The sequence below is a fragment of the Cypionkella aquatica genome, from assembly GCF_030161095.1.
Taxonomy (GTDB): domain Bacteria; phylum Pseudomonadota; class Alphaproteobacteria; order Rhodobacterales; family Rhodobacteraceae; genus Cypionkella; species Cypionkella aquatica.
The window spans coordinates 81833-107161 of sequence record NZ_BSPP01000013.1 but is presented as its reverse complement, the minus strand read 5'-3'; the positions used below and the strand labels follow the sequence as shown (position 1 = coordinate 107161).

The window sequence follows — 25329 nt, the reverse complement described above, 5'->3', positions numbered from 1 at the left end:
TGGAAGAAAAGCTGCGCTTCGCCATCCGCGAAGGCGGCCGCACCGTCGGTGCAGGCGTCGTCTCGAAGATCCTGAAATAAGATCCGGGTCTTTCCGGGTTGCAAGGGCCGTGCCGCAAGGCGCGGCCCTTTTGCAATCGTGATCGGCGAGCGGTTGACGACTCTGCGGTCGATGCCTTAGCCTGACCGGGGGAGAACAAGCTGATGTGCCAGATCTTCGCCGGGCAAAGCCCGACCCGTTATGAATCCGTCACCCGCCGTTTGCGGTTGAACGGCCAATCGACCAGCATCCGGTTGGAGCGTGCGTTTTGGCGGATTCTGGATGACATGGCGCTGCGCCAAGCGCTGACCACCCCGGCCTTGCTGTCAAAGCTTCATTCCGAAGTGCTGGAACAACATGGCGAAGCGCCGAATTTCACCTCGTTCCTGCGCTGTGCCTGCACCATCCATCTGGGCGAGTTGGATCAGATGCCAGAAGCGATCCAACCGCGCTTTGCAGCCGAATAAGCAATAAAATTGCGCTGTAGTAGTCGGCTACTACCCCCGCGATAAATTGGTTCAGTAACCTTACCAAAACCAGATTGGTAAGGAGAGGTTATGGCCAAGGCGATACATGCAATGATCCGCGTGCTGGAAGAGGCGCGGTCGGTTCAGTTTTACCAGACAGCTTTCGGGCTGTCGGTGGCGGATCGACTGGATTTTCCGGGCTTTACCTTGATCTACATGTCGAACTCCGAAACCGGGTTCGAACTGGAACTGACCATCAATAAGGACCGGACCGAGCCTTACAATCTGGGCGATGGCTATGGCCATCTGGCGGTGTCGGTGGATGATCTGGACGCGGAACATGCGCGGCTGACGGCTGCGGGGCTGTCCCCGCGCAAACTGGTGGATTTCAAGAACGGCGATGTGCTGGTGGCGCGGTTTTTCTTTATCGCCGATCCCGACGGCTATCAGATCGAGGTTTTGCAGCGCGGCGGCAGGTATCTGTGACGCGCTAAGGCTGACGCAAGGCTGCGGGGGGAGTTCGCGGCCATAACGCACCACAGGGAGGATGACATGACACAAGAACACCTAAAGGGCATCACGCGGCGGGCGTTGTTGTCGCGGTCCATGGCGACTTGGGCGCTGGCGGTTTCGGGGGCGGGCTTTATCGCGGCACCCGATGCGGCTTGGGCGCTGGAAGTGGCGGTGATCACGCCAGAGCAGATGGCGACGCTGATGCAGATGGCGCGCGACATCTACCCGCATGACAAGGTCGCTGACCAATATTACGCCATCGCGGTCAAGGGCTACGACTCGGCTGACAGCAAAGACATGGTTGCCGCCGGGATTGATGAGTTGAACGCGGCGGCGGTGGCGCAGGGCCATGCGTCTTACCTTGCGATTGGCTGGGAGAAGGACCGCGTCAAGGTTCTGCAAGCCATCGAGACGGGCGTGTTCTTTCAGACCGTTCGGGCTGGGCTGGTGACGGGACTCTATAACCAGAAAGAGATCTGGCCGATCTTTGGCTATGAGGGCGAGTCCTTCAGCCAGGGCGGCTACATCAATCGCGGCTTCGACGACATCAACTGGTTGTAAGGGGAGGACGAACACATGGTTGCGAAATTTGATCTGAACGACGATTCCGTGGTCGTCATCATCGGCACCGGCGCAGGCGGCGGGGTTCTGGCGAATGAGTTGGCGCAAAAGGGCGTCAAGGTGGTCGCTTTGGAGGCTGGCGGGCGCTATCTGCCGGAAGACTATCTGAACGACGAATGGGCGAGCTTTGGGCAGCTGGCCTGGACCGACACCCGCACCACCAGCGGCGATTGGCGGGTGGCGAAGGATTTCTCGGGCCTGCCGACATGGATCGTCAAGGCGGTTGGTGGCACCACCACGCATTGGGCGGGCGCGTCGATCCGGTTTCAGGATCACGAATGGAAGGCGCTGACCAATTATGGCAAGGTCGATGGCGCGAACCTGCTCGACTGGCCGATTGACGGGGCCGAAATGGCGCCGTGGTATGACAAGGCCGAGGAAAAGCTGGGTGTGACGCGCACCGGCAACCGCCCCGGTCTGCCCGGCAGCAACAATTACAAAGTGTTCGAGAAGGGCGCGAAATCGTTGGGCTACACGCAGGTGCATACCGGGCGGATGGCTATTCAATCCTCGGATGACACTGGCAATCGGGTGGCGTGCCAGCAGACCGGGTTCTGCTTTCAGGGCTGCAAATGGGGCGCGAAATGGTCCGCCGCCTATACCGACATTCCCGAAGGCGAAGCGACCGGCAACCTTGAGGTGCGCGAGCGCAGCCATGTTGCCAAGATCCTGCATGACGAGACCGGCAAGGTCACGGCGGTCGAGTATTTCGACAAGGACGGCAAGCTGCAGACCCAGAAGGCGCGGATCATCTGCGTGGCGGGCAACACCATCGAAAGCCCGCGTCTGTTGCTGAACTCGGCGTCTGAGATGTTTCCGAACGGGCTGGCGAATTCGTCGGATCAGGTCGGGCGGAATTACATGCGCCACGTCACGGGTTCGGTCTACGGCGTGTTCGACAAGCCGGTGCGGATGTGGCGCGGCACCACGATGGCGGGGATTGTGCAGGACGAGGCGCACCACGCCCCCGAGCGCGGCTTTGTCGGCGGGTATGAGTTAGAGACGCTGAGCCTTGGTCTGCCGTTCATGGCGGCCTTCCTTGATCCGGGCGCTTGGGGGCGCGAGTTTACCTCGGGTCTGGACAGCTATGAAAACATGGCGGGGCTGTGGATTGTCGGTGAAGACCTGCCGCAGGCCGACAACCGTGTCACACTGTCGAAAGATGCCAAGGATCAGTTTGGCCTGCCTGCGCCGAACGTGAATTACTCGGACCATCCGAATGATATTGCCATGCGCAACCATGCCTATGCGCGCGGCGTGGCGATGTATGAGGCGGTGGGGGCGACCCGTGCGTTTCCGACTCCGCCCTATCCATCAACCCATAACCTTGGCACCAACCGGATGTCGGAAGACCCCAAGCTGGGCGTGGTCAACAAATGGGGGCAGACGCATGATATCGCCAATCTGTTCATCTCGGACGGCAGCCAGTTCACCACCGGGGCTGCGGAAAACCCGACGCTGACGATTGTGGCGCTGGCGATCCGGCAGGCCGATCACATCGCCAGTGAGATGGCGGCGGGCACGATTTAACGCTGGCCATATGCGAGACAGCGACGCGCGGGGGCACCCTCGCGCGTTTTGCACGACAGGCTGAAGCCGGTGGCTGAGGGCGCTTTCCGGCCCTACATCACATCACAAAATCTGTCCCCGCTGGGACACACTTGCGGTTTTCGTGTGCTAAATCGGCAAAAACCACAACATATTGTGGTTTTTTTGCCCGCGCCCCTGTAATTCATCCTGCCAAACCTGCGTCAACCGCCGGGCGCGTTGTTCAAATCAAACGGCTATGGTCATCCTCTCTGCTTAAATATCCCCGCCGGAGGCTTCCACCTCTGCCCCGCGCGCATCGCCACAGACAGATCACCGACAAGCTGCTAATATTCCCGCAGGGCGCCGATATTTTCTGCCCGAGTCGCCATATTTCAGCACAATCCAAGGAGCATATCATGCCCTACACCCCCGCCACCGCTGTCGCCTTTGCGCAACGCCAAACCGGGCGCTATGGCGATGGCGAATGTTGGACATTGGTAGAGGCCGCGATCACGGGGGCGGGGGGGAAATCCTCGATCCCGCAGACGCCGAAATTCGGGCCGAACGTGGCGTATGTCTGGGGGGACGTGGTCGAGGTGCCGCAGTTGCGGGCAGGCGATGTGGTGCAGTATCAGAATTATGTCTGGACGCAGACCACCCGCATTGACGTCAGCAGCCCGGAAGGCACCAGCTTTAGCGAGAATTCACGGACCGAGGGGCGCGGGCTGCCGCATCACTCGGGGCTGGTGGTGCGGGTGGTGTCTACGGGCATTGTCGAGGTGGTCGAGCAGAACATCCCGCCGCGCTCGGGTCCGGTGCAGACGGTGCAACTGGTGCTGTCCGCCCCGCCCGCCAGCACGGTCCGGGAAACAAGCGGTGCGACGGTGACGGTGACCACCACCACCCACAGCGTCAGCGGTGCGGTGCGCTGTTACCGCCCGATTGCTGTGGCCTAGGGCTGCCGCACCAGACGGGCGACGATGCGGCGGGTGATGGGCGCGATCACCAGCACGGTGGGGAAGGCCAGCGCCCAAGACGCCGCCCAATTGCCCATCCATTCCAGCAGGAAGTGATCGACGAGCCCCAGCGTGCGAAACGTGGATAGCCCGGACACAAAGCACGACATCAGCCCCGACAGGATCAGGCCGAACAGATAAGGGGCAAAGCGGGCGGGAATCATCAGGGCTCTCCGTGGTTTGGGCTGCCCCCGTGCATAGGCGCGTGCTTTCTGCGCGCCAACCCCGATTCCCCCCTTGATTTCCCCTTGGGGCTGCCGTAACTCCCCCTCAGGCCTTAGGAGTTTAGCTCAGTTGGTAGAGCATCGGTCTCCAAAACCGAGGGTCGTGGGTTCGAGTCCCCCAACTCCTGCCAAGCCTTTTCAATGCCTTAGACCATGTTCCGGGTGGAGCGGTTTTGGGCGGTTGGGGGCTTAGTTCGGACGTTTGTTCCGGCGTCGTGTGCCTGCTTTTGCATCAGTGCCGATTCTGCCAGATGGGTGTGCCTGCTTGGGCAATGCGCGGTTAGGATTGCCGCCACGTCTTTCAGGCATTTGCCCCCCCTTGTTGGCCGAAGACCTTTGCGCTGACAAAGGATGAGGGGCATGCAAACGCGCAAGGCATCAGATCGGTATGCACCTGAGATGCGGGCGCGTGCTGTTGGCATGGGCTGGAGCGTTAAGGTAGTTACCTGCAGGCCGCTCTCGAAACCCATCCCCCTGAGATGCAAATCTTATCGACTTGGCCCGGGTTCATGTCTTGTGAGTTGACGCACAGCACAGACCGATCGGGGCTGGATAGTGGATGATGGAACAGTGAAAAGATCGTGCCCTTTGTCAAAAGAGCATCTGAACTTGCCGACACTCAAGATTTGGCGGCTTTAGGGGCCTGTGCAGGACAGATCATTGTTCACTGGCCAGACCAAACCTGCAGAAAAAATGCCTGATTTCACCGCAATTTGCGGATGGTATCCTGCGCAGTCAGGAGGGTAGGGGGCTGTCATGCTTGTTTCGCGAACCGGCTTGAACTGCAAGACCGTCGCGAGCATCTTGAGTAGTGAGACACAGGAGCATAAGATGTTGAAATCGCTTTCCCTTGCAGCGCTGCTGACCGCAGCCGCCGTTCTTCCTGCCGCAGCAGAGACGATACGCGTTGGCATGTCCGGCGGATACTTTCCCTTCACCTTTGTTCGGCAGGACAAGCTACAGGGCTTTGAGGTTGATCTGATGACTGCCTTGGCCGAACGGACCGGCGATACGGTCGAATTTTCGACCATGTCGTTCTCGGGTCTGATCGGCGCGCTGGAAGCTGGGCGCATCGATACGGTGGCCAATCAGATCACCATCACCCCCGAGCGTGCGGCGAAATTCGCTTTCAGCCAGCCTTATGTCTATGACGGCGCGCAAGTGGTGGTGAAGAAGGGCAATGAGACCGAGATCACCGGCGTTGAAAGCCTGAAGGGCCGCTCGGTTGGGGTGAACCTTGGTTCCAACTTTGAGCAATTGCTGCGCGCATTGCCGTTCGCCGGCGAGATCGACATCCGCACCTACGAAAGCAATATCGAGCAGGACACAGCCTTGGGTCGCATTGATGCTTTCGTGATGGACCGCGTGTCTTCGGCGCAGGTTATCAAGGAAAGCCCGTTGCCGCTTGCGCTTGCCGGGCCCGCGTTCAGCGAGATCCAGAACGCCTTGCCGTTCCGCAACGATACTGCGGGGCAGGCCCTGCGTGACAAACTGGATGCGGCGTTGACCGAGATGAAGGCGGATGGCTCGCTTGCAGCGATTTCTGAGAAATGGCTGGGGCTTGACGTGACCAAGCCGGTAGAATGACGTGATGCACGGCCTTAACATCGACTACATGCTGGGGCTGGTGCCTGTCATTCTGGGCTATGTGCCGCTGACGATCGGCATGGCGCTGGCTGCGATGGTCGGCGCCTTGCTGCTGGCCTGCCTGATGGCCGTCGAGCGTGTGATGCGGGTGCCTGTGCTGGACCAGTTCGTGCAGCTTTTCATCAGTTTCTTTCGGGGCACGCCGCTGCTGGTGCAGTTGTTTCTGTTCTACTACGGATTGCCGCAAATTCTGCCGGTTTTGTCCGGCATCAACGGTGTCACGGCGGCGATCATCGGGCTGACCCTGCATTTTTCTGCCTATATGGCCGAAAGCATCCGCGCCGCGATCCTTGGTGTTGATCGCAGCCAGTGGGAGGCAGCACAGGCCGTCGGCATGACGCAGGCTCAGTCGATGCGCCGTATCGTGTTGCCGCAGGCGGCGCGGGTGGCGGCGCCAACGCTGGTCAATTACTTTATCGACATGATCAAAAGCACGTCGCTTGCCTTCACGCTGGGCGTGACCGAGATGATGGGTGCCACGCAAAAAGAAGCCGCAGGAAGCTTTTTGTATTTCGAGGCTTTCCTTGTTGTGGCCGTGCTGTATTGGGCCATCGTTGAAACTCTGGCCTTCTTGCAAAGGCTGCTGGAACGTCACCTGAACAAGGCCATCGCCCGATGATCACCATTCGCGGATTGACCAAGCGCTACGGCGCAAACACCGTGCTGGATGGCATCAACCTTGGTATCGCGGCGGGCGAGCGGGTGGCGATCATCGGCCCTTCCGGCACGGGTAAATCAACCTTGCTGCGTTGTCTGAACTACCTTGACCGGCCCGACAGCGGCGTGATCGGGATCGGGGATCTGACGGTCGATGCGGCATCGGCCAGCTCGGCGCAAATCCTTGCGCTGCGCCGCCGAACGGCCTTTGTGTTTCAGAACTATGCGCTGTTTGCCAATAAGACGGCGCGCGACAATATCACCGAAGCCCTGATCACGGTGCAGCGCAAACCCCGCGCCGAAGCAGAGGCGCGGGCCGATGACATTCTGCATGAGATCGGCCTTTCCGACAAATCCGCAAGCTATCCCGCAGCCCTGTCGGGTGGGCAACAGCAGCGCGTCGGCATTGGCCGCGCCATGGCGCTGGATGCGGCCCTGATGTTGCTGGATGAACCTACATCGGCGCTGGACCCCGAATGGGTGGGTGAGGTTCTGGACCTGATGCGTCGCGTGGCTGAGCGGCGGCAGACAATGCTGATCGTCACACATGAGATGCAATTTGCCCGCGAAATTGCCGACCGGATCGTGTTTATGGACGGCGGGCGCATCGTAGAAGAAGGCACGCCTGCGCAAATTTTCGATGCCCCGCAAGACGTGCGGACCGCAAACTTCCTACGGCGGGTCAGATAAAGGGTTTTGACGAGTCTGGCTGGCCTGTCATCACGGGCTGACCGCTCGCTGGCCCCCGCCTGCTTATTGTCTGATGCGCCAGCCTGTGCGGAAAATCCACCAAACAACCGCCAGGCACAGCGCCGTGAAGACAGCAATCGCCAGCAAGCTTGCCGCAATCGGCACGTCAGCGGTGGCAAAGAAAGACCAGCGGAAAACAGACATCAGATAGACCACCGGATTGAACATCGCGATGGTGCGCCAAATGCCCGGCAGCATGTCGATGCTGTAAAAACTACCGCCCAGAAAGATCAGCGGCGTCAGCACCAAAAGCGGGATCAGTTGCAACTGTTGAAAATCTTTCGCCCAGATGCCGATGATGAACCCGAAAAGCGAGAAGCTGAAGCTTGTCACCGCCAGCAGCGCCAGCATCGCGATGGGATGCGCGATGGGCAGATCGACAAACAGATAGGCGGTCAGCAAGATTACCAGACCGATCAGGATGGATTTCACCGCCGCAGCGCCGACATAGCCGATCACGATCTCGCGGTAGCTGACCGGGGCCGACAACAATTCATAGATTGAACCGATGAACTTCGGGAAATGGATCGCGAAAGATGCGTTTGAAACTGATTGCGTGATCACCGTCAGCATGATCAGGCCGGGCACGATGAAGGCGCCGTAGGTCACACCATCCACAGCCTCGATCCGGCTGCCGATGGCCGCGCCGAACACGACGAAATACAGCGACGTCGAGATGACGGGAGAGATCAGCGATTCTATAATGGTGCGGCTGAACCTTGCCATTTCCCGCTGAAAGATGACGCGTATCGCTGGAAAATTCATAGCTGTTCCTTCAACAGTCCGACAAAGATGTCTTCAAGGCTGCTCTGCCGGGTGGAAAGATCTGTCAACTGCAAGCCTGCGCTGCGCAGATCGGTCAGCAAGGTGACGATGCCGGTCCGGTCGCCTTTGGTGTCATAGGTGAAAATGAGACTGCGCCCCTCGGGGCCAAGTTCCAATGCGTAGCTGGCCAGCATATCGGGCACTGCGACAAGCGGTTCTGTCAGATCAATCTGCAGGTGCTTCTGGCCCATCCGGCGCATCATGGCGGACTTGTCCTCGACCAACAGGATCTCGCCTTTGTTGATCACGCCGACCCGGTCGGCAATCGCCTCGGCCTCTTCGATGTAATGGGTGGTGAGGATGATGGTGACGCCCTGCGCTTTCAGATCGGCCACGACAGACCACATATCCTTGCGCAACTCGACATCGACGCCTGCCGAGGGTTCGTCAAGGAACAGGACGCGGGGCGCATGCGCCAAGGCTTTGGCGATCAGCACGCGCCGTTTCATGCCGCCCGACAGGGCAACAATCTTGCTATCTTTCTTGTCCCACAGCGATAGTTGCCGCAGCACGCGTTCCACATAGGCCGGGTCGGGTGACTTGCCGAACAGCCCCCGCGAGAAGCTGACCGCATTGAAGACCTTCTCGAAAGGCTCCAGCGTGATCTCTTGTGGCACAAGGCCGATCAGATCGCGTGCGGCGCGAAAATCCCGCACCACATCATGGCCACCCACCGTAACGCTGCCCGATGTCGGCTGCACAATACCGCAAACCGCAGAAATCAAGGTGGTCTTGCCTGCGCCATTCGGGCCAAGCAGCGCGAGGATTTCGCCCTCTGCAATCTCAAGATTAACGGATTTCAGGGCTGCAAAGCCAGATTTATAGGTCTTGGTAAGATTTCGTATGGAAACGATGGACGGCATGAAGTCCTCACACTCTGAAGACGCTTACCATAGTCTGATGGCGGTGCGAGTCCAAGGCACGGACTGCGCAGATTTCGCGATCAATGCCCCACAGCGCCATGTGCCGGGGCTGTGGGGCCCACACGTTCGCGTTCTGCAAGCCGTTGGGTCGACGCAGCCGCCGCCAAGGCAAGGGGCGGTCTGCGTCTTTGGTGGGATGGACGGCCTTAGGCCAGCAGGGCCAACACAGCCTTTGCCGCTTCGGCGGAAGAGGCGGGGTTTTGGCCTGTCACAAGCTTGCCGTCACGCAAGACAAAGCTGGCCCAATCCGGTCCTTTTTCGTATGTGCCGCCATTGGCTTTCAGCATATCCTCGACCAGGAAGGGCACGATTTTTGTCAGGCCTACGCCCTCTTCTTCCGTATTCGTGAAGCCCGTGACGCGGCGGCCTGACACCAAGGGCTTGCCATCCGTGCCAAGCGTATGGCGGAACACGGCGGGCGCGTGACAGACAGCGCCAACCGGGCGGTCGGATGCGGCAAAGGCCTCGATCAGGCGCTTGCTGTCTTTGTCTTCAGCCAGATCCCACAGCGGGCCGTGACCGCCGGGATAAAAGATCGCGTCAAAGCCAGCTTCGGGGATGTCAGCCAGCTTGAGCGTGGCGGCAAGATGACGTTGCGCTTCTGCGTCAGCCTTGAAGCGGTGGGTGTCGTCGGTTTGCGCATCATCGGCGTCGCTTGCTGGATCAAGCGGGGGCTGCCCGCCTTTCGGTGAGGCCAAGGTGATTTCTGCACCGGCATCTTTGAACACGTAATAGGGGGCGGCAAACTCTTCTAACCAAAAGCCAGTTTTCTTGCCGGTATCGCCGAGTTTATCGTGCGAGGTCAGCACCATCAGAATTTTCATGTGACGTTCCTTTTATATGTTCAGTTTTGGCCAACGCGGATGACGCGCTTGCCGAAATTCTCGCCCTTCAGCAGGCCGATGAAGGCCGCGGGCGCGTTTTCAAGACCATCAATGATCTCTTCGCGGTATTTGATTTTCCCAGCTTCGATCCAAGCGTTCATCGCCTTGGCAAACTCGGCGTACAGATGGCCGAAATCATCGAAGATGATGAAGCCTTGCACCTTGATTTTCTTGCGCAAAATCTGCCCCATCAGCCAGTTCATCCGATCGGGGCCGAATGGCAGCGCGGTGGCATTATACTGCGAAACCAGCCCGCAGACGGGCATGCGCGCGTTTGGGTTGAGCAGCGGAATAACCGCGTCCAAGACTTTGCCGCCGACATTCTCGAAATAAACATCAATGCCGTCTTGGCAGGCGGCGTTCAGCTGATGTGCGAAATCCGGGGCTTTGTGGTCGATACAATGGTCAAACCCGAGTTCGCTGACAGCGTAGGCACATTTTTCAGCGCCGCCCGCAACGCCGACAACCCGGCACCCCAGCAATTTTCCGATCTGGCCCACGGTGGCACCCACCGGACCAGTTGCCGCTGCGACAACAATGGTTTCGCCAGCTTTGGGTGCGCCAATCTGGGTCAGCCCGGCCCAAGCTGTAAATCCCGGCATCCCCAAAATTCCAAGCGCCCAAGACGGATGCACAGGCGACTGCCCAAGATTGGTGACGCCTTGGCCGTCTGACACCGCATACTCTTGCCAACCGTTGAAGCTGAGCACCCAATCACCGGGTGCGAAGCCTTTGATCTGCGAGGTGACAACGCGCGCAACCGTCCCGCCGACCATCACGGCACCGACTTCGACCGGAGCCGCGTAAGATGGCGCATCACTCATCCGCCCCCGCATGTACGGGTCCAGCGAGAGGAATTCGGTGCGCAAAAGCATCTGATGCGCGCCAGCGAGTGGCCTTTCAGCCTCGATCAAGCGCAGATGCTTTTCCGTCGGCTCGCCGTTCGGGCGCTCGGCAAGCACGATCTGACGCTGCTTCGGTTCGGTCTGTGTCATCTGGGGTCTTCCAATTTCGGGCCGTTGCACTTGAGGCGCGGTTCTATAGATGCGCGGTTGTTGAAGTGCGGGGGGATCTTGAAGTGCAAACGCATCAGCGGCGATTTGGTTGCGCGTGCAGCACAAGCACTCGTGTCGCACCCGGGTTTGCGATGTATCCGCAAGCCGCCGCCGATGTCCGCATCAGGTAACGGACGCTGTCACATCGCTGACTATTGAAGCGTCGGGCAGGGGCCGAGAGCGGTGCTTGCGCAGGGTTTGATGGCATGAGGTGACGGGCAAAAGGGATCGTTGTTTTGGGCTGCCCGTCATCTCTGGTCAACGAGGCAGATCACCCTGCCATAGGGTGGGTCGGCAATGGCTGCGGGCACGGCCCAGAGCACGGGGAACGGTGGTGCAGGCGGCAGAGCCGCATCAAGATCGGTAAGGATCACCACGATTGACGGGCGGATGACGCGCGCTTTCTCGAACAGGTCTTGGAAATCGGTGCCGCCGCCTGTGCGCAGAGGCAGGTCGCGCAGGTGGCGCCATCCGGTCTGATCCAGCCGCAACTGGGCAAAGACTGTCTCGTCGAACGCCATGAAATGCGCCTCGGCACCGGTGCGGCGCACGATGGCTTCGGCTTCGGTGGTGAACAGCTGCAACGTCTGTGGGTCGATAGACGACGAGGTATCAAGGCCGATGACGATGCGGGGCAGGTGATCCAGCCGCTGCCGTCCCGGCTCGAACACCGGGACCGGGCCGCCGCGCTGTTCGGCATCCGCCATGCGGGCGACCCAACTGCCCGAAGGTCTGCGCCAGCTTGGGCGCGGGCGTTCGGTCAGTGCAAGCGCCAGCAGGCCGCGCAGGTGGATTTCCCAAGGCACGGTTTCGGGCGCAAGATCGGCCAGAACTGCGCCAAGACGGCCAATGCCTGTGCCAGCTTTGCGCCCGGCCTCGAAGGCGCGCAGGACGTGGTTGCGCCAATCCGAGGTGGATTGACCTTTGCCCGCGTCTTCGGGCGGGCCAGTGGCAAGATCAACCTCGAAGCCTTTGGTCTTGCCCCAGTCGCGCAGGCGCTGGGCGCGTTTGGGGTCACGGTGCAAAGCCATCGCCAGACGATCAACGTCCCATTGTTCCAACGCGGCGATGGCGCTTTGTGCGGGCAACCCGGCCTCGGCCAGCAGTGCGGTCAGGGTCACCGCAGGGCGCGGGATGGCGTGCCCGGCAAGGATCAGGGTCTCATTGATGATGCCATCGGCGGCAAGGCCAAAGAGCGATGTGTCAAACGTGGTGCCAAGACGCTCGGCCAGACTGGCTTGGCGCGCGGAGTGACGCAGGGCCACATGCAGCACATGATGCGCCACAAGGCCAACTTGCTGGGGCAGGCCCAACCCGTCAAACGCGGGGCCATAGGTGATGACATCACCTGTCGTGCGCGTGACCCCGCTGCCGTCGCGGTGGCGGCACCAGAGTGCAAGCACTGCCAGCGTGGCATCTACCTCACCCAGATGAGCCAGCGCGCGGGCGGCGCGGGGTGTCATGGCAGGCCAGCGGCCCGACGCTCGGCGGCGTAAGCGGCATAGGCATCCGAGTGCGCAAACGCCTCTTGCCAGCCGTTTTCAAGCGCGCGGGCGATCAAGAGCTCGAAGCCAAAGCTTGCAAGTTCACTGCCCGGCAGCCCGTGCTGTGAAAGCCGCGCAAGCCCGCGCATGTCGGCCAGAATTTCAATGGCGGCAGGCAGCGTGTCTTGCCTGACTGCGCCGACAAGACCGTAAACCAGTGCCGTCAGACCATGCAGGCTGGTGGGGTAAAGGTCTTGGCGTTCAGCGCGGGTGCTGGCCAACATCTGATCAATGTTGACGGTGGCGGCAATCTCGTCGGCCAAAAGCGCAAATTCCGCAGCCGGAGCGGTGCCGACCGTGCCTGCAATCATCACCTGCCGCAGGGCGCGGTCTGGCACGCTGAACATGATCTGGCTGACGCGGGTCCAGCTGCGGGGGGTGCAGGCAATCATCTGGCCGCGTCGCAGGCTGGCCTCGGTCGTCTCGAGCAGGTCCGGGCGGGTGCGGATGAACGCCGCAACCGTGGGATGGATACCTGCTGGCACCGCATACTGCGTCAGCCAGTCGTCGGCGCTGGCCTGCACGATCATGTGGATCAGCCGGTCGCTGAGTGCTGTGCCCATGTCATAGGCGATGGCACCATCTTCAACCCGGTTGCCTGCCGCCACGATCATCACATTGGCGGGTAAGCGGTGCCGCCCGACGCGGCGTTCTTGCAGCAAGCCATAGACCGTGGGCTGAAGCGCGGGGGCGGCGGCGGTCAATTCATCCAGAAACAGGATGGCGGGGGCATCGGTATCGGGCAGGTCTTCGGGGCGATACCAGACGGTTTTGGCGCGCGCGTGATCGAAATACGGCAAGCCGCGCAAATCCTGCGGTTCGATCGTGGTCAGGCGCAGATCGTAAAGTTCGGCACCTATCTTGTGTGCAAGGGACTGCACCACCTCGGTTTTGCCAACACCGGGGCGGCCATGCAGCATCCATGATGCGGTCAGGTTGCCTGCCTTTTGGGCGGCCCATCCGGCCATCAGCACCCCTAATGCTTCGCCTGCAGAAACAGTGGTGGCGTTCACGCTCATGCGGTGACCTCGCGCTGTTCCAGAAATGCCGCAAGCCGGGAATGGGCCGAGACGGCCCGCGTCTCTTGCGCGATGTCGCGCAGGTAGATGTCGTCGCGCTGGTTCATCACCAGCAGGTCGCGTTCCGTGAAATCAGCGTCGAACAGACCGTTTTCCAGCACCACCCGATCTTTTGCATCCAACGAAAGCACCTGCGGCGCAGGCGTTTCGCTTTGCACAGAAACCAGCGTCATCGGGGGGAAGCGGGCGAGTTCGGATTGTTCAACCACAAGGCGCAACTGCCCTTCGCTGAGGCCGTGCCGTGCCGCGATCCGGCGCAGGCAGGCGCGGGCGCGAAAGGTCAGCGTGTCCAAGCGGCGGGCGGCTTCGTCTTCGGTGATCGCGGCGCTGCGGGCAGATTTTGACAGCCGCAACACTTTCAGTTCGACGAAAGCCACCAAGGCAAGCATCAGCGCAGGCGCTTCCATCACCGGCAGTGCGAGGTCGCGCAGAAAGAACGGCGTGAGCGCGAAGGGCAGCAGTGTCACCCCATAGCGCAGCGCCTGTATTTCAACAATTAACCGAAGCCATTGGCCAAAGCGCGCCCCGCGCGGCAAAATCAAAACGCGCCCGAAGAATTTCTTCGGCAGGCTGCTTGCATCAAGCACGCCTTGGTTCATGGTGGTCTCTTGCGTCACGATCAGCATGTTGTCTCCGCCAATCAGATATACCTAGCGCCCTGCACAAGCGCGGCAAACGGCAGCAACTTTTATCTTATGCGCTGCAAGCTGTTTTATCACCGTAATCCGCACCGCGCGCGTCAGGCCAGAAGTCTCGCGGATCGAAAGTTTCCGGCACAGTGATCGCCGGATGATGTTTCATCGAGCCCTGCGCAATGCGCGTTTTCATGGGGGCGCAGAGTGTCAGAGAACGGTTCCCAAGCATCCGTTAGCCGTTATCGCCGACGCAATTGTTCATCGCGTTCAGTCAAAATTATCAGGGCTGGCTGCATTGGGCGATGAGTTCCGCCTTGACGAAACTCAGATCCCCAGCGCGCGTTTGCGGGTTTCTGACCAGCGTGTGATCAGATGATCCGTCAGCAGACCCATGAAGGCCACGGCAAAACCCAGAACCAAACCTTTGCCCACGTCGGTAGAGGACAGGGCCCGCTGCATTTCCTGCCCCAGATCCTGCGTGCCGATGAAGGCCGCGATGATCACCATGAACAATGAAAACATCACCGATTGGTTGGCCCCGACCAGCATCGTGGGCAGCGCCAATGGCAGACGCACATGCCATAGCAGCTGCGCCTGCGTTGCCCCGCTCATATTCGCGGCCTCGATCATTTCGGGCGGCACGTTGCGCAAGCCTTCAATGGTATAGCGCACCAGTGGCACAGCCGCAAAAACCACAACAGCGGCGACCACAGCCACGTCATTGACGCCGAACAGCATGATCACCGGGATCAGATAGATAAAGCTGGGGAAAGTCTGGGCGGTGTCACAGATCAACAGGATGCGCCCAGCGCGCTCGGGGTTGCGCGCGCCCCAGAGCGCAAGCGGGATGGCAAGGATGGCCGCGATCAGCACTGAAATGCACACCATATACACGGTGATCATCGCGCGATCCCACCAACCCGATGCAGCGATCAGGCCAAAATAAGCCACGCAGATCAGCGCGGATCGCAAACCTCCGATGGCCCAACCCAAGGCCGCCAGCAGCACCAGAACCGCCGTGAACGGCAGCCAGAGGTAAGCATCGCGCATCGGGATCAACACCCAAGTGATCAGAAACCAGCGCAGCCACAGCGTGACCGGGGTGATCAGGCGGATCAGGTGATCCATCAGCGCATCTACCGGGCCAGCGACGGACAGTGCCTGCCGCCGCTCGACCTCCAGAAAGTACGGGAAGACATGCGCCAGCCCAAAGCCGATAGCGCAAAGCGTCAGCCAGATCAGCAACAGCCGATTGCGGGTGATCCAGGACGGGCTTGCGGCCTCGTGCATGGGTTGGCGCAGTGCCCAAGCCTTGGTCAGTCGATCCAGCGTCACCGCCAGCAAGATGATCGTGATGCCGATTTCCACTGACAGGCCAATTTTCAGCGATTGCAGCAGTTGCAACAGCTTTTGCCCCAGCCCCGGCATCCCGATAAAGCTGGCGAGCACCACCATCGCCAGACATTGCATGATGACCTGATTGACCCCGATCAAGATCTCGGATCGTGCGGTGGGGATGCGGGCCCGGGTCAGCAACTGCCAACGGGTGGCGCCCGACATTTTGGCGGCCTCGATCACTTCTTCAGGCACTTTCTTCAGCCCCAGCAACGTCATGCGGATCATCGGCGGCACCGAGAAGATAATGGTGACAATGGCGCCCGCTTTTGGCCCAACCCCGATGAACACCACCACTGGGATCATGTAGGCGAAATGCGGCAAGGATTGCGCGATGCTGAGGATGGGATTCAGCACCCGCTCGAACCGAGGTGAGCGCCATGCCAACACAGCCAGCACAAGGCCGAGTATCACCGAAAACGGGGCTGCAACCACGATCACCGACAGGGTTTCCATCGCCCATTTCCATTGCCCCATCAGCGCAATCCAGACGAATGTGCCGCCGCTGATCAACCCCAAACGCCAGCCTTTCAGGGCATAGCCTGCCATAAAAGCAGTGACGGCAATGACGCTCCATGGGATCGGCCCAAGGTTGGGCCAGCGGCTTTTGCCATAGAGCAGGTTCGCGGTGACGTTCAGCAGCCATTCCACCACAGCAGAGAAGGCGCGGGTGACAGCCATCAGGCCCAGATCGTTTTGCAGGAATGAGAAAACCACGTTGATCCAGTCGGCGAAGGGCAGCACCAGCCATTCCGGCGGGCGGATCATGCCTTGCGGCAGAATGGCCTTGAAGACCATCAGGCCCACGGCCAGCGCCAATAGAAGTTTCGCGGTGCCAGCAAAGCGCGCATCCCGCTCCATCACTGTGCATCCCCAAGCAGCACATCCAGCGCCGCTTGGCGCAACACCGAGCCGATCACGGCACCCTGTGCGTTTATCACTGGAATCTCAACGCGCGGGTCAGAGATCAGTTGCCGGGCCAGATCGCGGATGGTGCGATGCGCGGGCACGGGTTCGCCGCTGGGAGGTGCGGTCAGCGGTCGCACCAGACTGCCGATATGGACGACGCGGGCGCGGTCAATCTCGGAGGTGAATTTGGCGACATAGTCGGTGGCCGGGTGCAGCACGATCTTGTCGGGGGTGTCGCATTGCTCAATGCGGCCATCTTTCATGATGGCGATACGGTCGGCCAGTCGCAAAGCTTCGTCGAAATCATGGGTGATAAAGACAATCGTCTTATTCATCATGCCTTTCAGCCGCAGAAATTCATCCTGCATCTCGCGCCGGATCAGAGGGTCAAGCGCTGAAAACGGCTCGTCCAGAAACCAGATGTCCGGCTCGACCGCCAAGGATCGTGCGATGCCGACGCGCTGTTGTTGGCCACCCGAAAGCTCGCGCGGGAAATAGTCTTCGCGGCCTTTCAGGCCAACCAGCTCTAACATTTCGCGGGCGCGGGAATACCGGGTGGCGCGATCCTGGCCGCGCATTTCCAACGGGAAGGCGACGTTTTCCAGAACAGAGCGATGCGGCAGCAGGCCAAAGCTTTGAAACACCATGCCCATTTTGCGGCGGCGCAGGTCAATCAGGTCCGGCTCGGACAGCGTCGCAATGTCGCGACCTTCCACAGTGACTGTGCCGCCCGTGATCTCGATCAACCGGGACAGGCAGCGCACCAGCGTCGATTTTCCAGAACCGGAAAGCCCCATGACAACCAGCATTTCACCCCGCCGGATCTCAAGATTAACCTCGCGCACCGCATGGACATAGCCTGCTTGCGTCAGGCTGGGGTCAGCCTTGAGGTTCGCCAGATGCTGTGCCGGGTTTGGCCCGAATATCTTTGAGACATTGTGGCAGCTGATAACGCTTTCTGTCATGTGGGAACCTCGATCTTTGGCAAACGGTCGGCCCATCCGGCACTGTGCTGGATGGGCCAAGTGGATGGGATTGCTGGGCTTAATTCAGCCAGGCTTTCCAAACGTCCGGGTTTGCATCCATCCAGGCCTTAGCCGCGTCTTCCGGCTCCATCCCGTCGATATCGACCAGTTTGGCCATTTCGGCGATCTGTGGGTTGGTCAGGCTGACTTTCGTCAGCGTGGCATAGGCTGCGGGCCATTTGTCTTTCATGCCATCCCAAGCGGCAATTTTCAGATAGCCGTTGGCCGGGTTGCCGCAGTCGTAGGTTTTATCGGGGAAGGGGCCGACCGAGGGGTCTTCGTTGCAGCCGGCCACCCATTCGGGGAAATTCACGAATTCGCCCGGCCAGACCGCTTCCGCAAAGTTCGGCGTCCAGTTGAACACGACGATCGGCGTTTTAGTCTTTTCGGCGGCACCGATCTCGGCCCAGATCGCGGCAGCAGAGCCTGCGTTGACCACGGCGAAATTCATCCCCAAGGCGTCAACTTTTTCCTGATCGTGCTTCAACCAATCCACCGGGCCGCCCAAAAAGCGGCCTTTCTCACCGGTCTCGGGGGTTTTGAACAAGGCCGCGCAGTCGTTCAGGGCTTTCCAATCCGGCAATCCGGGGCAGGCTTCTTTGGTCCATGCAGGATACCACCAATCCTCGCGCGTGATGGCGTTGTGAGCGCCTGCCGCGTGGATGCCACCTTTGGCGACGGCGGCATCAAATGACGCACCAAACGCACCCTCCCAGACTTCCATTTCCAGTGCGGCATCGCCCAGACGGATGGATTCGTAAACCGCCTGACTGTCGGTGGTCACATATTCCACGCTATTGCCCATCGAGGTGAAAATATCGCCGACGACATGGCTCATCACAATCTGGCTGGACCAGTTGTGCAGCGGAATCATGATCGGATCGGTTGAATCGGCGGCCCAGACTGCCGGTGCGAGCAAGACCAGTGCTGTCGCGCCGACAAGCATTGTTTTCATAGGTTTCATGGTGCATCCCTGTTGGATATCCGCGCCTGCGCGCAGTGTTGAGCGGGAAGTTTACGGCCTTCCCTGCACCGCAAGGCTAGGGATGGGTTGTGAACGCGTCAGACCTTGGCGGTGAACAGACTCGCATTATTTGTAAAAAATTGTTAACAGGGGGAAACACTGCAGACGGAAGAGCCGATGTCGCCCAGACCCGCGCATATTGTGATTATCGAAGATGAGCCGGTGACTCGCAGCACTTTGGCGAGCTATCTGGGCTCTTTCGGCTATCGGATTTCGGAATGTGACACGGCAGAGAAAGCCGAGAAAATTCTTGCGCAAAATACGGCCGATCTTGTGATTGCCGATATCAATCTGCAGGGCAAGGACGGGCTGGAGATTACCCGCGAGTTGCGGGCGCGGTCTGAAATCGGCATCATCCTGTTGTCGGGGCGAACCGATGATGTCGACCGCATCGTCGGGCTGGAGCTTGGCGCGGATGATTATGTCTGCAAGCCGTTCAATCGCCGTGAGTTGCTGGCGCGGGTGAAAAATCTGTTGCGGCGCACCACTGCGATGCGGGCCATGACGCGGCGGGTGTTTGAGTTCAACGGCTTTCGGTTTGATGTGGCCTCACGGCAGGTGACAGACGCTGCGGGTCGGTCGATTGTGCTGACGCGGGCGGAATACGAGTTGTTGCGGGTTTTTGTGACCAATCCGGGGGCGGTGATGGATCGAGACCGGTTGATCATGGCGATCACGCACCGGCAAGATGGCACCAATACCCGCACCATAGATGTCTTGGTGCAGCGGTTGCGGGTAAAATTCGGCGATGATCCGAAGGCCCCGCGTATTTTCACCACATCGCATGGCGAAGGCTATGTGTTCACGGCGCAGCTTGGCTGACGCTTTGGGTCAAGCACTGCAAGGGCGGTTTCGATGGCCAGACAGCTTTGCTTGGCTAAATCGGGCAGTTGGTCAAGGCAAGACACAAGCTGGCTTGACGAGCCAAGCTTGGCCGCCACCTCAATCTTGGCCAGATGCGCGGCCAAAACGGGCAGATCAAAATTCCCCGCGGCCCCTTTCAGATTATGAGCTGCCCGCGCCAAATCCACATAATCGCGCGCGGCTGCGGCTGCGGCGATGTCCTTGAGACTTTTTGAAATGGTGTCCAAAAACATACGCGCCAGCCCGCAGGCCTGCTTTGCCCCCATGTCTGCCGCCAGATCGGACAGCACATGGCGATCCGGCACCACCTCAAGCAGTGCCGCGGACAGGCTGTTGAAGGACAACGGCTTTGGCAAAATCGCAGACATTCCAGCCTGCAGATTTTCCAGCCGATCTGCGGTTTGCACATGCGCCGAAACCCCGATGATCGGCAGGCTTGCAATGCGCGGATCGGCATTTGATCGGATGATCCGCGTGGCCTCCGTGCCAGAAAGCCCGGGCAGGTTTACATCCATCAGGATCACGTCGAATCTTGTGCCAGCCAGCACCTGCAACGCGGCTTCAGCGCTTGCAACAACATGCACCTGATGACCCATATCTTCCAGATATGTCTGAATCACCATCTGATTGATGTCGTTATCTTCTACCACCAAAGCGTGCAGTTTTTGGCCATGCGTCCGAAGCGGCATCTCCACGCTATCAACGGGCAGATCAGCAACTTTACCGAGTTGAAATCCTGCCACTAACGTAAAGATCGAGCCTGCAGCGGGCGCGCTTTGCACCGTCAGGGATGCCCCCATCGCATCGGCAAACCGCCGACAAATCGCAAGCCCCAAACCTGTGCCGCCATAACGGCGCGCGGTCTGGGCGTCCTCTTGCTCGAACACGCCAAAAATCCGATCTTGCGCGGCTTCGGCAATACCTTTTCCGGTATCCGCAACGGCAAATGTCAAGATTGCGCCACCCGCTTTGGCCTGAGATGCCACGCTGACGCAGATTTCACCCTGCTGGGTAAACTTCACGGCGTTGGACACCAGATTGAACAATATCTGCCGCAACTTGCCCATGTCACCCACCACCGCCATCGGCAAAGCGGCGGGCAGGTCCAGTCGCAGCACGAGGCCTTTCTCTTGCGCGCTTGGACGCATCAAGCCGACAATATCTTGCAGCAAAGTGGCCGGGGCGAAGGTCACTTCAGCCAAGCTTGCGGCCCCGGCTTCGATTTTGGAGTAATCCAGAATATCGTTCAAAATCACCATCAAGCCTTCACCCGAGGCATGCGCTGCCCGCAAATGGGCCTGTTGGCGCACTGACAAGCCGTCACGCCCAAGATTGCGCAACATCCCCAACACACCATTCATCGGCGTGCGGATTTCGTGGCTCATCATCGCAAGAAATTCCGACTTGGCGCGGTCGGCGGCCTCGGCCTGCTTGCGGGCTTCGGCATGGGCGCTGACCTCGCCGCGCAACTGCTTGGTCTGCTCGGCCACCAACAGTTGCAACTCAAGACGGTGACGGCGCAATTCGGCGAGATTCTGATCGCGCTCGGCCTCTAGCGCGTGGTTTTCGATGCCCTGCAGGCGAAAGACTTCGACGGCGGCTTCCATTTCCGCGATCTCATCCGTGCCCTCTGGAGTGACGCGCCCGACTTCTTCGCCATGGGCAAGCCGCGTCATCGTGGCAGATAAGGCGTCCAGTCGACGGGTGATATTGCCACGCACATAGACCCAGACGACCGCCAGAGAAATCACCAGTGCGGCAAGCGAGCCCCAGACATAAAGCTGCTGGGTGCTTCGGATCGCGGCGCTCGCCTCTGACCCTGCCAGAACCGCCCGCCCGCTGATCTGATCGGCAAGCGTCTGCGCTTCGCGCTCTAGCCGCACAGCCGCCTCACGCACGCCAGTTTGCGCCCCCGCGATCAGGCGGTTCAGATCAAGGATGCCTTTGGTCAAGCTGAACATATCCGCAGCGTCTGGCGGTGGTGCGGCGCTGGGTCGGATCATTTGCAACAATGCCAAGGCGCGCTGCGCCCGGATCGGATCGTTCACGGCAAGAATCCGGCGCGTCACAATGTTGATGCGGGACTGCAACTCTGCCTGCACCTGCATCAGCTCTGCTGGGTTTTGCACGGTTGCAATTCGGTTCAGCACCAAGCCGACCTCACCGATTTGCGAGCGCATTTCAGACATCTGACCTTGGCGGAACAGATCGACCTCGATCAGTTTATCCAGTGTATCCAATCGCTTGTTGGAGTCAGGGCCGGTATCTTCCAGATCATAGAGGCTAGAGATCACCGCAGATGTGCCCATTTGGGCGTTTGCCACCAAAGTGTCGGCAATTTCCAGCAACTCTGTCGTGGCGGTCAGACCGGCGTGCAACCGCGCGCTTTGCGCGGCGATGGCAATGATGCGGTCCTGCACCAGACGGTCAAGGCGCTCAATACCCTTGCGGACATCGGCCTCTGCCTGCTCCAGCCCGGCAGGGATGACGTCGCCGGTGCTTTCATAGCGCGCAACCCTTTGTTTCAGCGCATCGGCCTGGCCAAACAAATAGCCTGCACGTTCCCGCCGCGCGGCCTCTGTGGTGACGGCGGCAAGTTCGGGTGCGACCACAACAATCCGGCTGATTTCTTCGGTAAAGCCGCGCATTTCGGAAATGGCGGGAATGGTTTGCTTGATGACATTGGTCTGGTTGCGCGCAACCTTCTGCAACTCGATCCAACCCAGCACTCCGGTCAGCGTCGGCAAGCCTGCGATGACCAAGAAGGCCATCAACAGCATACGCCCCAAACTGACGCGCGATGGGCTGGACTTGTGGAGCATCTTCCGTAACCTTACCCGGGATCTGGCACCAGATTACAGGGGATGGGTCCAAAGGCATGAGATTTTTGCGACATATTCTTTTCGCGAGCATCGCTGCCATGGCCGTCCAGCCCGCGCATGCGGAAGCTTGGCAACTGGAAGTGCCAAGCGTGCCGTTCGACGATGACAGCCTGACTCAGCCGCTGCTGTATCAGCCGCTGGAACGCGCCGCAAAACCGTGGCGGCTTTGTGTGCTTTATCCCCATCTGAAAGATGCCTATTGGCTGAGTGTCAATTACGGCATGGTGGAAGAGGCCAAGCGGCTTGGCGTTTCCTTTGATCTGTACGAGGCCGGGGGGTATCCAAATCTCGACCGGCAGATCGAGCAGGTCAAAGCCTGCGGCAAGCGCCATATGGACGCGCTGATCCTTGGGCCGGTTTCCTATAACGGTGCGTCCTCGGCTGTGCTGGAGATTGCAAAGCTGATGCCCGTCATCGCGGCGGTGAATGACATGGACGATGCCGGCATATCCGCGAAATCCAGCGTGTCTTGGCGTGAAATGGGCGCGGCGTCGGGACGCGCCATTGCCCGACGTCATCCCCGAGGTAGCCCTGCGGTCAAGCTGGCTTGGTTTCCCGGCCCCAAAGGTGCGGGTTGGGTGCATTTCGTAGAGCAGGGCTTTCTGGAAGCGCTGGCTGAAAGTTCGGCGCAGATCGTCGCCACGCGTTACGGCGATACCGGCGTCGATCAGCAGGTGCTTTTGGTTGAAGACGTGCTCGACCAAGTGCCCGAGGTCGATTATCTGGTCGGCAGTGGCCCGATGGCCGAGGCCGCCGTTTCGATTTTGCGGGCCCGCAACCTGACAGGCAGGATCGAGATTGTCTCAACCTACGTCAGCCACGGCGTCTATCGCGGCATCAAGCGCGGGCGTATTCTGGCAGCCCCGACAGATTTCGCGGTGCTGCAAGGCCGCTTGGCTGTGGAGCTTGCCGTGAGGGCCATCGAGGGCAAGTTGACGATCCGCCATGCGGGGCCACGCATCGTGACGCTGACGCCCGAAAACATCGACGCGGTGGGCTCGGCGGAATCCCTTGCACCGGCGTCATTCGTGCCGGTGTTCAAGGTATCAAACTGAAATCGCCGGATCATGGGTCTGCTTGATGGGTCAGAACCGCTCTGTCGTGCAAAGAAGCAGAGATTGGGTGACGCGCCGCCGCCGTCACGAGGGCGCATCTGCAAGCAACCTTCTGCATCGGCCATCTGGGCGATGAAAGATCTGCGCAGTCCGAGGGCAATCTCCGACGCCAGCCAAGATCGCGCAGCAAGCCTGCGAGGCGCCCGGGGCCATTGTTCCGCGAAACCAAGCCTTGTTGTGTGCTTGTATCACTCAGATTATTTCCTGTTCGATTTCGTCTAAGCCTCAAGACAGACAGCCCCGAACCCTTTGAAACGGGATGTTACAGCGCAACACAAGCCTGCGATGGTTCTGGAAACCTGCCATGAACCGCCCCATATTCCACGTCGGATCATAACGGAGCGCGCCATGACCTCTTACACCAAATCCGCCGACCGGATCGCAGCACTGACGCCCGAGCAGTTTCGGGTGACGCAGAAGAATGGCACCGAGCGTCCGGGCACCGGGGAATATCTTGATAACCACGCAGCAGGCATTTACGTCGATATTGTCTCGGGCGAGCCTTTGTTTGCATCGAGCGACAAATTCGACAGCCATTGCGGTTGGCCCAGTTTCACCAAACCGATCGAACCTGCGCATGTCGCAGAACTGCGCGACAGCAGCCTAGGCATGCTGCGGGTCGAGGTGCGCTCGACCCACGGCGACAGCCATCTGGGCCATGTGTTCCCGGATGGCCCGCGCGACCGGGGTGGCTTGCGCTATTGCATCAACTCGGCCAGCCTGCGCTTTGTGCCGCGTGACCGTATGCAGGCCGAGGGCTATGGCGATTACATCAATCAAGTGGAGGATGTGAAATGACACAGGTCACCGCAATTCTGGCAGGCGGCTGCTTTTGGGGCATGCAGGACCTGATCCGCAAACGCCCCGGCGTGATCACCACCCGCGTGGGCTACACGGGCGGCGATGTCGCCAATGCCACTTACCGCAACCACGGCAGCCATGCCGAGGCGATTGCGATTGATTTTGACCCCAGCGTGATCACCTACCGCGAGCTGCTGGAGTTCTTCTTTCAGATCCACGATCCCTCGACTGCCAATCGGCAGGGCAATGACATGGGGCCGTCCTACCGCTCGGCGATCTATTTTACCTCTGAGGCGCAAAAGGCTGTGGCTTTGGATACGATTGCCGATGTCGATGCCAGCGGCCTGTGGCCGGGTAAGGTGGTGACCGAAGTCGAAGCCGCAGGGCCGTTTTGGCTGGCCGAACCAGAACATCAGGATTATCTGGAACGCTTGCCGACGGGCTATACCTGCCATTTCATCCGGCCGAACTGGCGCTTGCCACGTCGCGCGGCCGAATAACGCCGAATAACGCCGAGTAACCGGGGCCGCAAAGTAACAGGCGCAGCCCGATCGGCCCTTGGGGCGGGCTTGCCGCTTGAAATCCCGGCGCGATACGCGTATTTCGCCGGGAACCTCTTAGAAAGCGCGGAATCCGAAAATGGCAACGATCAATCCCGTCCAGTTCATGCAGCAGGTCCGCGCCGAGGTGGCAAAGGTCGCTTGGCCGTCGCGCCGCGAAGTGATGCTGACCACCGTAATGGTGTTCATCATGGCAGCCTTGACCGCGACCTTCTTCAGCTTGGTGGATTATGTGATCCGCCTTGGTCTGACGATGATCGTCACCGGCTTCTGATCACGGTTTTCTGAAACGCCCCGCGCCCCAAATCTGGGCAATCCGGGGCGAATTTCCTTGAAATTGACGGT

26 protein-coding genes and 1 tRNA gene are annotated in these 25329 nt (G+C 59.9%); 15 read left to right on the top strand and 12 right to left on the bottom strand.

Going from position 1 to position 25329, the window contains the following annotated elements:
• The 6 genes from QQJ98_RS19815 to QQJ98_RS17840 form a co-directional block, all read left to right on the top strand.
• A partial coding sequence (locus QQJ98_RS19815; protein WP_164736703.1) for an EF-Tu C-terminal domain-related protein occupies positions 1–80 on the top strand: 80 nt, incomplete at its 5' end.
• 123 nt (positions 81–203) lie between these two features.
• A complete protein-coding gene (locus QQJ98_RS17860; protein WP_284326702.1) occupies positions 204–506 on the top strand; it encodes a ribbon-helix-helix domain-containing protein in 303 nt (100 codons plus the stop codon).
• Positions 507–596: 90 nt separating this feature from the next.
• Entirely contained in the window at positions 597–992 is a 396-nt protein-coding gene (locus tag QQJ98_RS17855) for a VOC family protein (protein ID WP_284326701.1), read from the top strand.
• Between the two features lie 66 nt (positions 993–1058).
• Positions 1059–1580 carry a Twin-arginine translocation pathway signal gene (locus QQJ98_RS17850; protein ID WP_284326700.1) on the top strand — a complete coding sequence of 174 codons (522 nt, stop codon included), beginning with the start codon at positions 1059–1061 and terminating at the stop codon, positions 1578–1580.
• A gap of 15 nt (positions 1581–1595) precedes the next feature.
• Positions 1596–3170, top strand: a complete 1575-nt coding sequence (locus QQJ98_RS17845) for a GMC family oxidoreductase (protein WP_284326699.1) — start codon at positions 1596–1598, stop codon at positions 3168–3170.
• Between the two features lie 416 nt (positions 3171–3586).
• The gene (locus tag QQJ98_RS17840) at positions 3587–4126 is read left to right on the top strand and encodes a hypothetical protein (RefSeq protein ID WP_284326698.1); all 540 of its coding nucleotides are present in this window, start codon (positions 3587–3589) and stop codon (positions 4124–4126) included.
• Here the strand turns inward: QQJ98_RS17840 and QQJ98_RS17835 are convergent.
• Positions 4123–4350 carry a DUF2798 domain-containing protein gene (locus tag QQJ98_RS17835; protein WP_284326697.1) on the bottom strand — a complete coding sequence of 76 codons (228 nt, stop codon included), beginning with the start codon at positions 4348–4350 and terminating at the stop codon, positions 4123–4125. The two genes, QQJ98_RS17840 and QQJ98_RS17835, sit on opposite strands and share 4 nt — an antisense overlap.
• A gap of 115 nt (positions 4351–4465) precedes the next feature.
• Between QQJ98_RS17835 and QQJ98_RS17830 the strand changes: the two genes are divergently transcribed.
• The 4 genes from QQJ98_RS17830 to QQJ98_RS17815 all read left to right on the top strand — a co-directional run bounded on the left by QQJ98_RS17830 (position 4466) and on the right by QQJ98_RS17815 (position 7404).
• A tRNA-Trp gene (locus tag QQJ98_RS17830) sits at positions 4466–4541 on the top strand.
• Positions 4542–5241: 700 nt separating this feature from the next.
• Entirely contained in the window at positions 5242–5997 is a 756-nt protein-coding gene (locus QQJ98_RS17825) for an amino acid ABC transporter substrate-binding protein (RefSeq protein WP_284326696.1), read from the top strand.
• 4 nt (positions 5998–6001) lie between these two features.
• Entirely contained in the window at positions 6002–6676 is a 675-nt protein-coding gene (locus QQJ98_RS17820) for an amino acid ABC transporter permease (RefSeq protein WP_284326695.1), read from the top strand.
• Positions 6673–7404 carry an amino acid ABC transporter ATP-binding protein gene (locus tag QQJ98_RS17815; RefSeq protein WP_284326694.1) on the top strand — a complete coding sequence of 244 codons (732 nt, stop codon included), beginning with the start codon at positions 6673–6675 and terminating at the stop codon, positions 7402–7404. The genes QQJ98_RS17820 and QQJ98_RS17815 overlap by 4 nt, the downstream gene beginning before the upstream one ends.
• A 63-nt stretch (positions 7405–7467) precedes the next feature.
• Here QQJ98_RS17815 and QQJ98_RS17810 read toward each other — a convergent pair whose 3' ends face one another.
• The 10 genes from QQJ98_RS17810 to QQJ98_RS17765 all read right to left on the bottom strand — a co-directional run bounded on the left by QQJ98_RS17810 (position 7468) and on the right by QQJ98_RS17765 (position 18693).
• Positions 7468–8229 carry an ABC transporter permease gene (locus QQJ98_RS17810; RefSeq protein ID WP_284326693.1) on the bottom strand — a complete coding sequence of 254 codons (762 nt, stop codon included), beginning with the start codon at positions 8227–8229 and terminating at the stop codon, positions 7468–7470.
• Complete coding sequence (locus QQJ98_RS17805) at positions 8226–9152, bottom strand: ABC transporter ATP-binding protein (RefSeq protein ID WP_284326692.1); 927 nt, start codon at positions 9150–9152, stop codon at positions 8226–8228. The genes QQJ98_RS17810 and QQJ98_RS17805 overlap by 4 nt, the downstream gene beginning before the upstream one ends.
• A 206-nt stretch (positions 9153–9358) precedes the next feature.
• Positions 9359–10036: a type 1 glutamine amidotransferase domain-containing protein gene (locus tag QQJ98_RS17800; RefSeq protein ID WP_284326691.1), complete on the bottom strand. Its 678-nt coding sequence runs from the start codon at positions 10034–10036 to the stop codon at positions 9359–9361.
• Between the two features lie 20 nt (positions 10037–10056).
• Positions 10057–11091, bottom strand: a complete 1035-nt coding sequence (locus tag QQJ98_RS17795; protein ID WP_284326690.1) for an NADP-dependent oxidoreductase — start codon at positions 11089–11091, stop codon at positions 10057–10059.
• 308 nt (positions 11092–11399) lie between these two features.
• A complete protein-coding gene (locus tag QQJ98_RS17790) occupies positions 11400–12614 on the bottom strand; it encodes a vWA domain-containing protein (RefSeq protein ID WP_284326689.1) in 1215 nt (404 codons plus the stop codon).
• Positions 12611–13714, bottom strand: a complete 1104-nt coding sequence (locus tag QQJ98_RS17785) for an AAA family ATPase (protein ID WP_284326688.1) — start codon at positions 13712–13714, stop codon at positions 12611–12613. Before QQJ98_RS17785 ends, QQJ98_RS17790 begins: the two co-directional genes overlap by 4 nt.
• Positions 13711–14400, bottom strand: a complete 690-nt coding sequence (locus tag QQJ98_RS17780; protein WP_284326687.1) for a hypothetical protein — start codon at positions 14398–14400, stop codon at positions 13711–13713. Before QQJ98_RS17780 ends, QQJ98_RS17785 begins: the two co-directional genes overlap by 4 nt.
• Before the next feature lie 333 nt (positions 14401–14733).
• Entirely contained in the window at positions 14734–16665 is a 1932-nt protein-coding gene (locus QQJ98_RS17775) for an ABC transporter permease (protein ID WP_284326686.1), read from the bottom strand.
• Positions 16665–17678 (bottom strand): quaternary amine ABC transporter ATP-binding protein, encoded by a 1014-nt coding sequence (locus QQJ98_RS17770; protein WP_284326685.1) that lies wholly within the window; start codon positions 17676–17678, stop codon positions 16665–16667. Before QQJ98_RS17770 ends, QQJ98_RS17775 begins: the two co-directional genes overlap by 1 nt.
• Positions 17679–17757: 79 nt before the next feature.
• Positions 17758–18693: an ABC transporter substrate-binding protein gene (locus QQJ98_RS17765; RefSeq protein ID WP_284326703.1), complete on the bottom strand. Its 936-nt coding sequence runs from the start codon at positions 18691–18693 to the stop codon at positions 17758–17760.
• Positions 18694–18879: 186 nt separating this feature from the next.
• Here QQJ98_RS17765 and QQJ98_RS17760 point away from each other — a divergent pair, with 186 nt between their 5' ends.
• Positions 18880–19584: a response regulator gene (locus QQJ98_RS17760; RefSeq protein ID WP_284326684.1), complete on the top strand. Its 705-nt coding sequence runs from the start codon at positions 18880–18882 to the stop codon at positions 19582–19584.
• On the opposite strand, the gene QQJ98_RS17755 is transcribed toward QQJ98_RS17760, so the two are convergent.
• A complete protein-coding gene (locus tag QQJ98_RS17755; RefSeq protein ID WP_284326683.1) occupies positions 19557–22448 on the bottom strand; it encodes an ATP-binding protein in 2892 nt (963 codons plus the stop codon). The genes QQJ98_RS17760 and QQJ98_RS17755 overlap by 28 nt on opposite strands.
• Before the next feature lie 56 nt (positions 22449–22504).
• On the opposite strand from QQJ98_RS17755, the gene torT reads away from it, so the two are divergent.
• From torT to secE, 4 genes are all read left to right on the top strand, one after another.
• Entirely contained in the window at positions 22505–23563 is a 1059-nt protein-coding gene (gene torT / locus QQJ98_RS17750; RefSeq protein ID WP_284326682.1) for a TMAO reductase system periplasmic protein TorT, read from the top strand.
• A gap of 408 nt (positions 23564–23971) precedes the next feature.
• Positions 23972–24421, top strand: a complete 450-nt coding sequence (gene msrB, locus QQJ98_RS17745) for a peptide-methionine (R)-S-oxide reductase MsrB (protein WP_284326681.1) — start codon at positions 23972–23974, stop codon at positions 24419–24421.
• On the top strand, positions 24418–24924 hold the full coding sequence (gene msrA / locus QQJ98_RS17740; protein ID WP_284326680.1) for a peptide-methionine (S)-S-oxide reductase MsrA: 507 nt from the start codon (positions 24418–24420) through the stop codon (positions 24922–24924). The genes msrB and msrA overlap by 4 nt, the downstream gene beginning before the upstream one ends.
• 139 nt (positions 24925–25063) lie before the next feature.
• Positions 25064–25258, top strand: a complete 195-nt coding sequence (gene secE / locus QQJ98_RS17735; RefSeq protein WP_054008073.1) for a preprotein translocase subunit SecE — start codon at positions 25064–25066, stop codon at positions 25256–25258.
• Positions 25259–25329 lie beyond the last annotated feature (71 nt).

What these genes read in the sequence shown, in the direction of transcription:
- QQJ98_RS17860 (WP_284326702.1), top strand. Translation starts at nt 204, where the DNA reads ATGTGCCAGATCTTCGCCGGGCAAAGCCCGACCCGTTATGAATCCGTC.
- QQJ98_RS17855 (WP_284326701.1), top strand. Translation starts at nt 597, where the DNA reads ATGGCCAAGGCGATACATGCAATGATCCGCGTGCTGGAAGAGGCGCGG.
- QQJ98_RS17850 (WP_284326700.1), top strand. Translation starts at nt 1,059, where the DNA reads ATGACACAAGAACACCTAAAGGGCATCACGCGGCGGGCGTTGTTGTCG.
- QQJ98_RS17845 (WP_284326699.1), top strand. Translation starts at nt 1,596, where the DNA reads ATGGTTGCGAAATTTGATCTGAACGACGATTCCGTGGTCGTCATCATC.
- QQJ98_RS17840 (WP_284326698.1), top strand. Translation starts at nt 3,587, where the DNA reads ATGCCCTACACCCCCGCCACCGCTGTCGCCTTTGCGCAACGCCAAACC.
- QQJ98_RS17835 (WP_284326697.1), bottom strand. Translation starts at nt 4,350, where the DNA reads ATGATTCCCGCCCGCTTTGCCCCTTATCTGTTCGGCCTGATCCTGTCG.
- QQJ98_RS17825 (WP_284326696.1), top strand. Translation starts at nt 5,242, where the DNA reads ATGTTGAAATCGCTTTCCCTTGCAGCGCTGCTGACCGCAGCCGCCGTT.
- QQJ98_RS17820 (WP_284326695.1), top strand. Translation starts at nt 6,002, where the DNA reads ATGCACGGCCTTAACATCGACTACATGCTGGGGCTGGTGCCTGTCATT.
- QQJ98_RS17815 (WP_284326694.1), top strand. Translation starts at nt 6,673, where the DNA reads ATGATCACCATTCGCGGATTGACCAAGCGCTACGGCGCAAACACCGTG.
- QQJ98_RS17810 (WP_284326693.1), bottom strand. Translation starts at nt 8,229, where the DNA reads ATGAATTTTCCAGCGATACGCGTCATCTTTCAGCGGGAAATGGCAAGG.
- QQJ98_RS17805 (WP_284326692.1), bottom strand. Translation starts at nt 9,152, where the DNA reads ATGCCGTCCATCGTTTCCATACGAAATCTTACCAAGACCTATAAATCT.
- QQJ98_RS17800 (WP_284326691.1), bottom strand. Translation starts at nt 10,036, where the DNA reads ATGAAAATTCTGATGGTGCTGACCTCGCACGATAAACTCGGCGATACC.
- QQJ98_RS17795 (WP_284326690.1), bottom strand. Translation starts at nt 11,091, where the DNA reads ATGACACAGACCGAACCGAAGCAGCGTCAGATCGTGCTTGCCGAGCGC.
- QQJ98_RS17790 (WP_284326689.1), bottom strand. Translation starts at nt 12,614, where the DNA reads ATGACACCCCGCGCCGCCCGCGCGCTGGCTCATCTGGGTGAGGTAGAT.
- QQJ98_RS17785 (WP_284326688.1), bottom strand. Translation starts at nt 13,714, where the DNA reads ATGAGCGTGAACGCCACCACTGTTTCTGCAGGCGAAGCATTAGGGGTG.
- QQJ98_RS17780 (WP_284326687.1), bottom strand. Translation starts at nt 14,400, where the DNA reads ATGCTGATCGTGACGCAAGAGACCACCATGAACCAAGGCGTGCTTGAT.
- QQJ98_RS17775 (WP_284326686.1), bottom strand. Translation starts at nt 16,665, where the DNA reads ATGGAGCGGGATGCGCGCTTTGCTGGCACCGCGAAACTTCTATTGGCG.
- QQJ98_RS17770 (WP_284326685.1), bottom strand. Translation starts at nt 17,678, where the DNA reads ATGACAGAAAGCGTTATCAGCTGCCACAATGTCTCAAAGATATTCGGG.
- QQJ98_RS17765 (WP_284326703.1), bottom strand. Translation starts at nt 18,693, where the DNA reads ATGAAAACAATGCTTGTCGGCGCGACAGCACTGGTCTTGCTCGCACCG.
- QQJ98_RS17760 (WP_284326684.1), top strand. Translation starts at nt 18,880, where the DNA reads ATGTCGCCCAGACCCGCGCATATTGTGATTATCGAAGATGAGCCGGTG.
- QQJ98_RS17755 (WP_284326683.1), bottom strand. Translation starts at nt 22,448, where the DNA reads ATGCTCCACAAGTCCAGCCCATCGCGCGTCAGTTTGGGGCGTATGCTG.
- torT (WP_284326682.1), top strand. Translation starts at nt 22,505, where the DNA reads ATGAGATTTTTGCGACATATTCTTTTCGCGAGCATCGCTGCCATGGCC.
- msrB (WP_284326681.1), top strand. Translation starts at nt 23,972, where the DNA reads ATGACCTCTTACACCAAATCCGCCGACCGGATCGCAGCACTGACGCCC.
- msrA (WP_284326680.1), top strand. Translation starts at nt 24,418, where the DNA reads ATGACACAGGTCACCGCAATTCTGGCAGGCGGCTGCTTTTGGGGCATG.
- secE (WP_054008073.1), top strand. Translation starts at nt 25,064, where the DNA reads ATGGCAACGATCAATCCCGTCCAGTTCATGCAGCAGGTCCGCGCCGAG.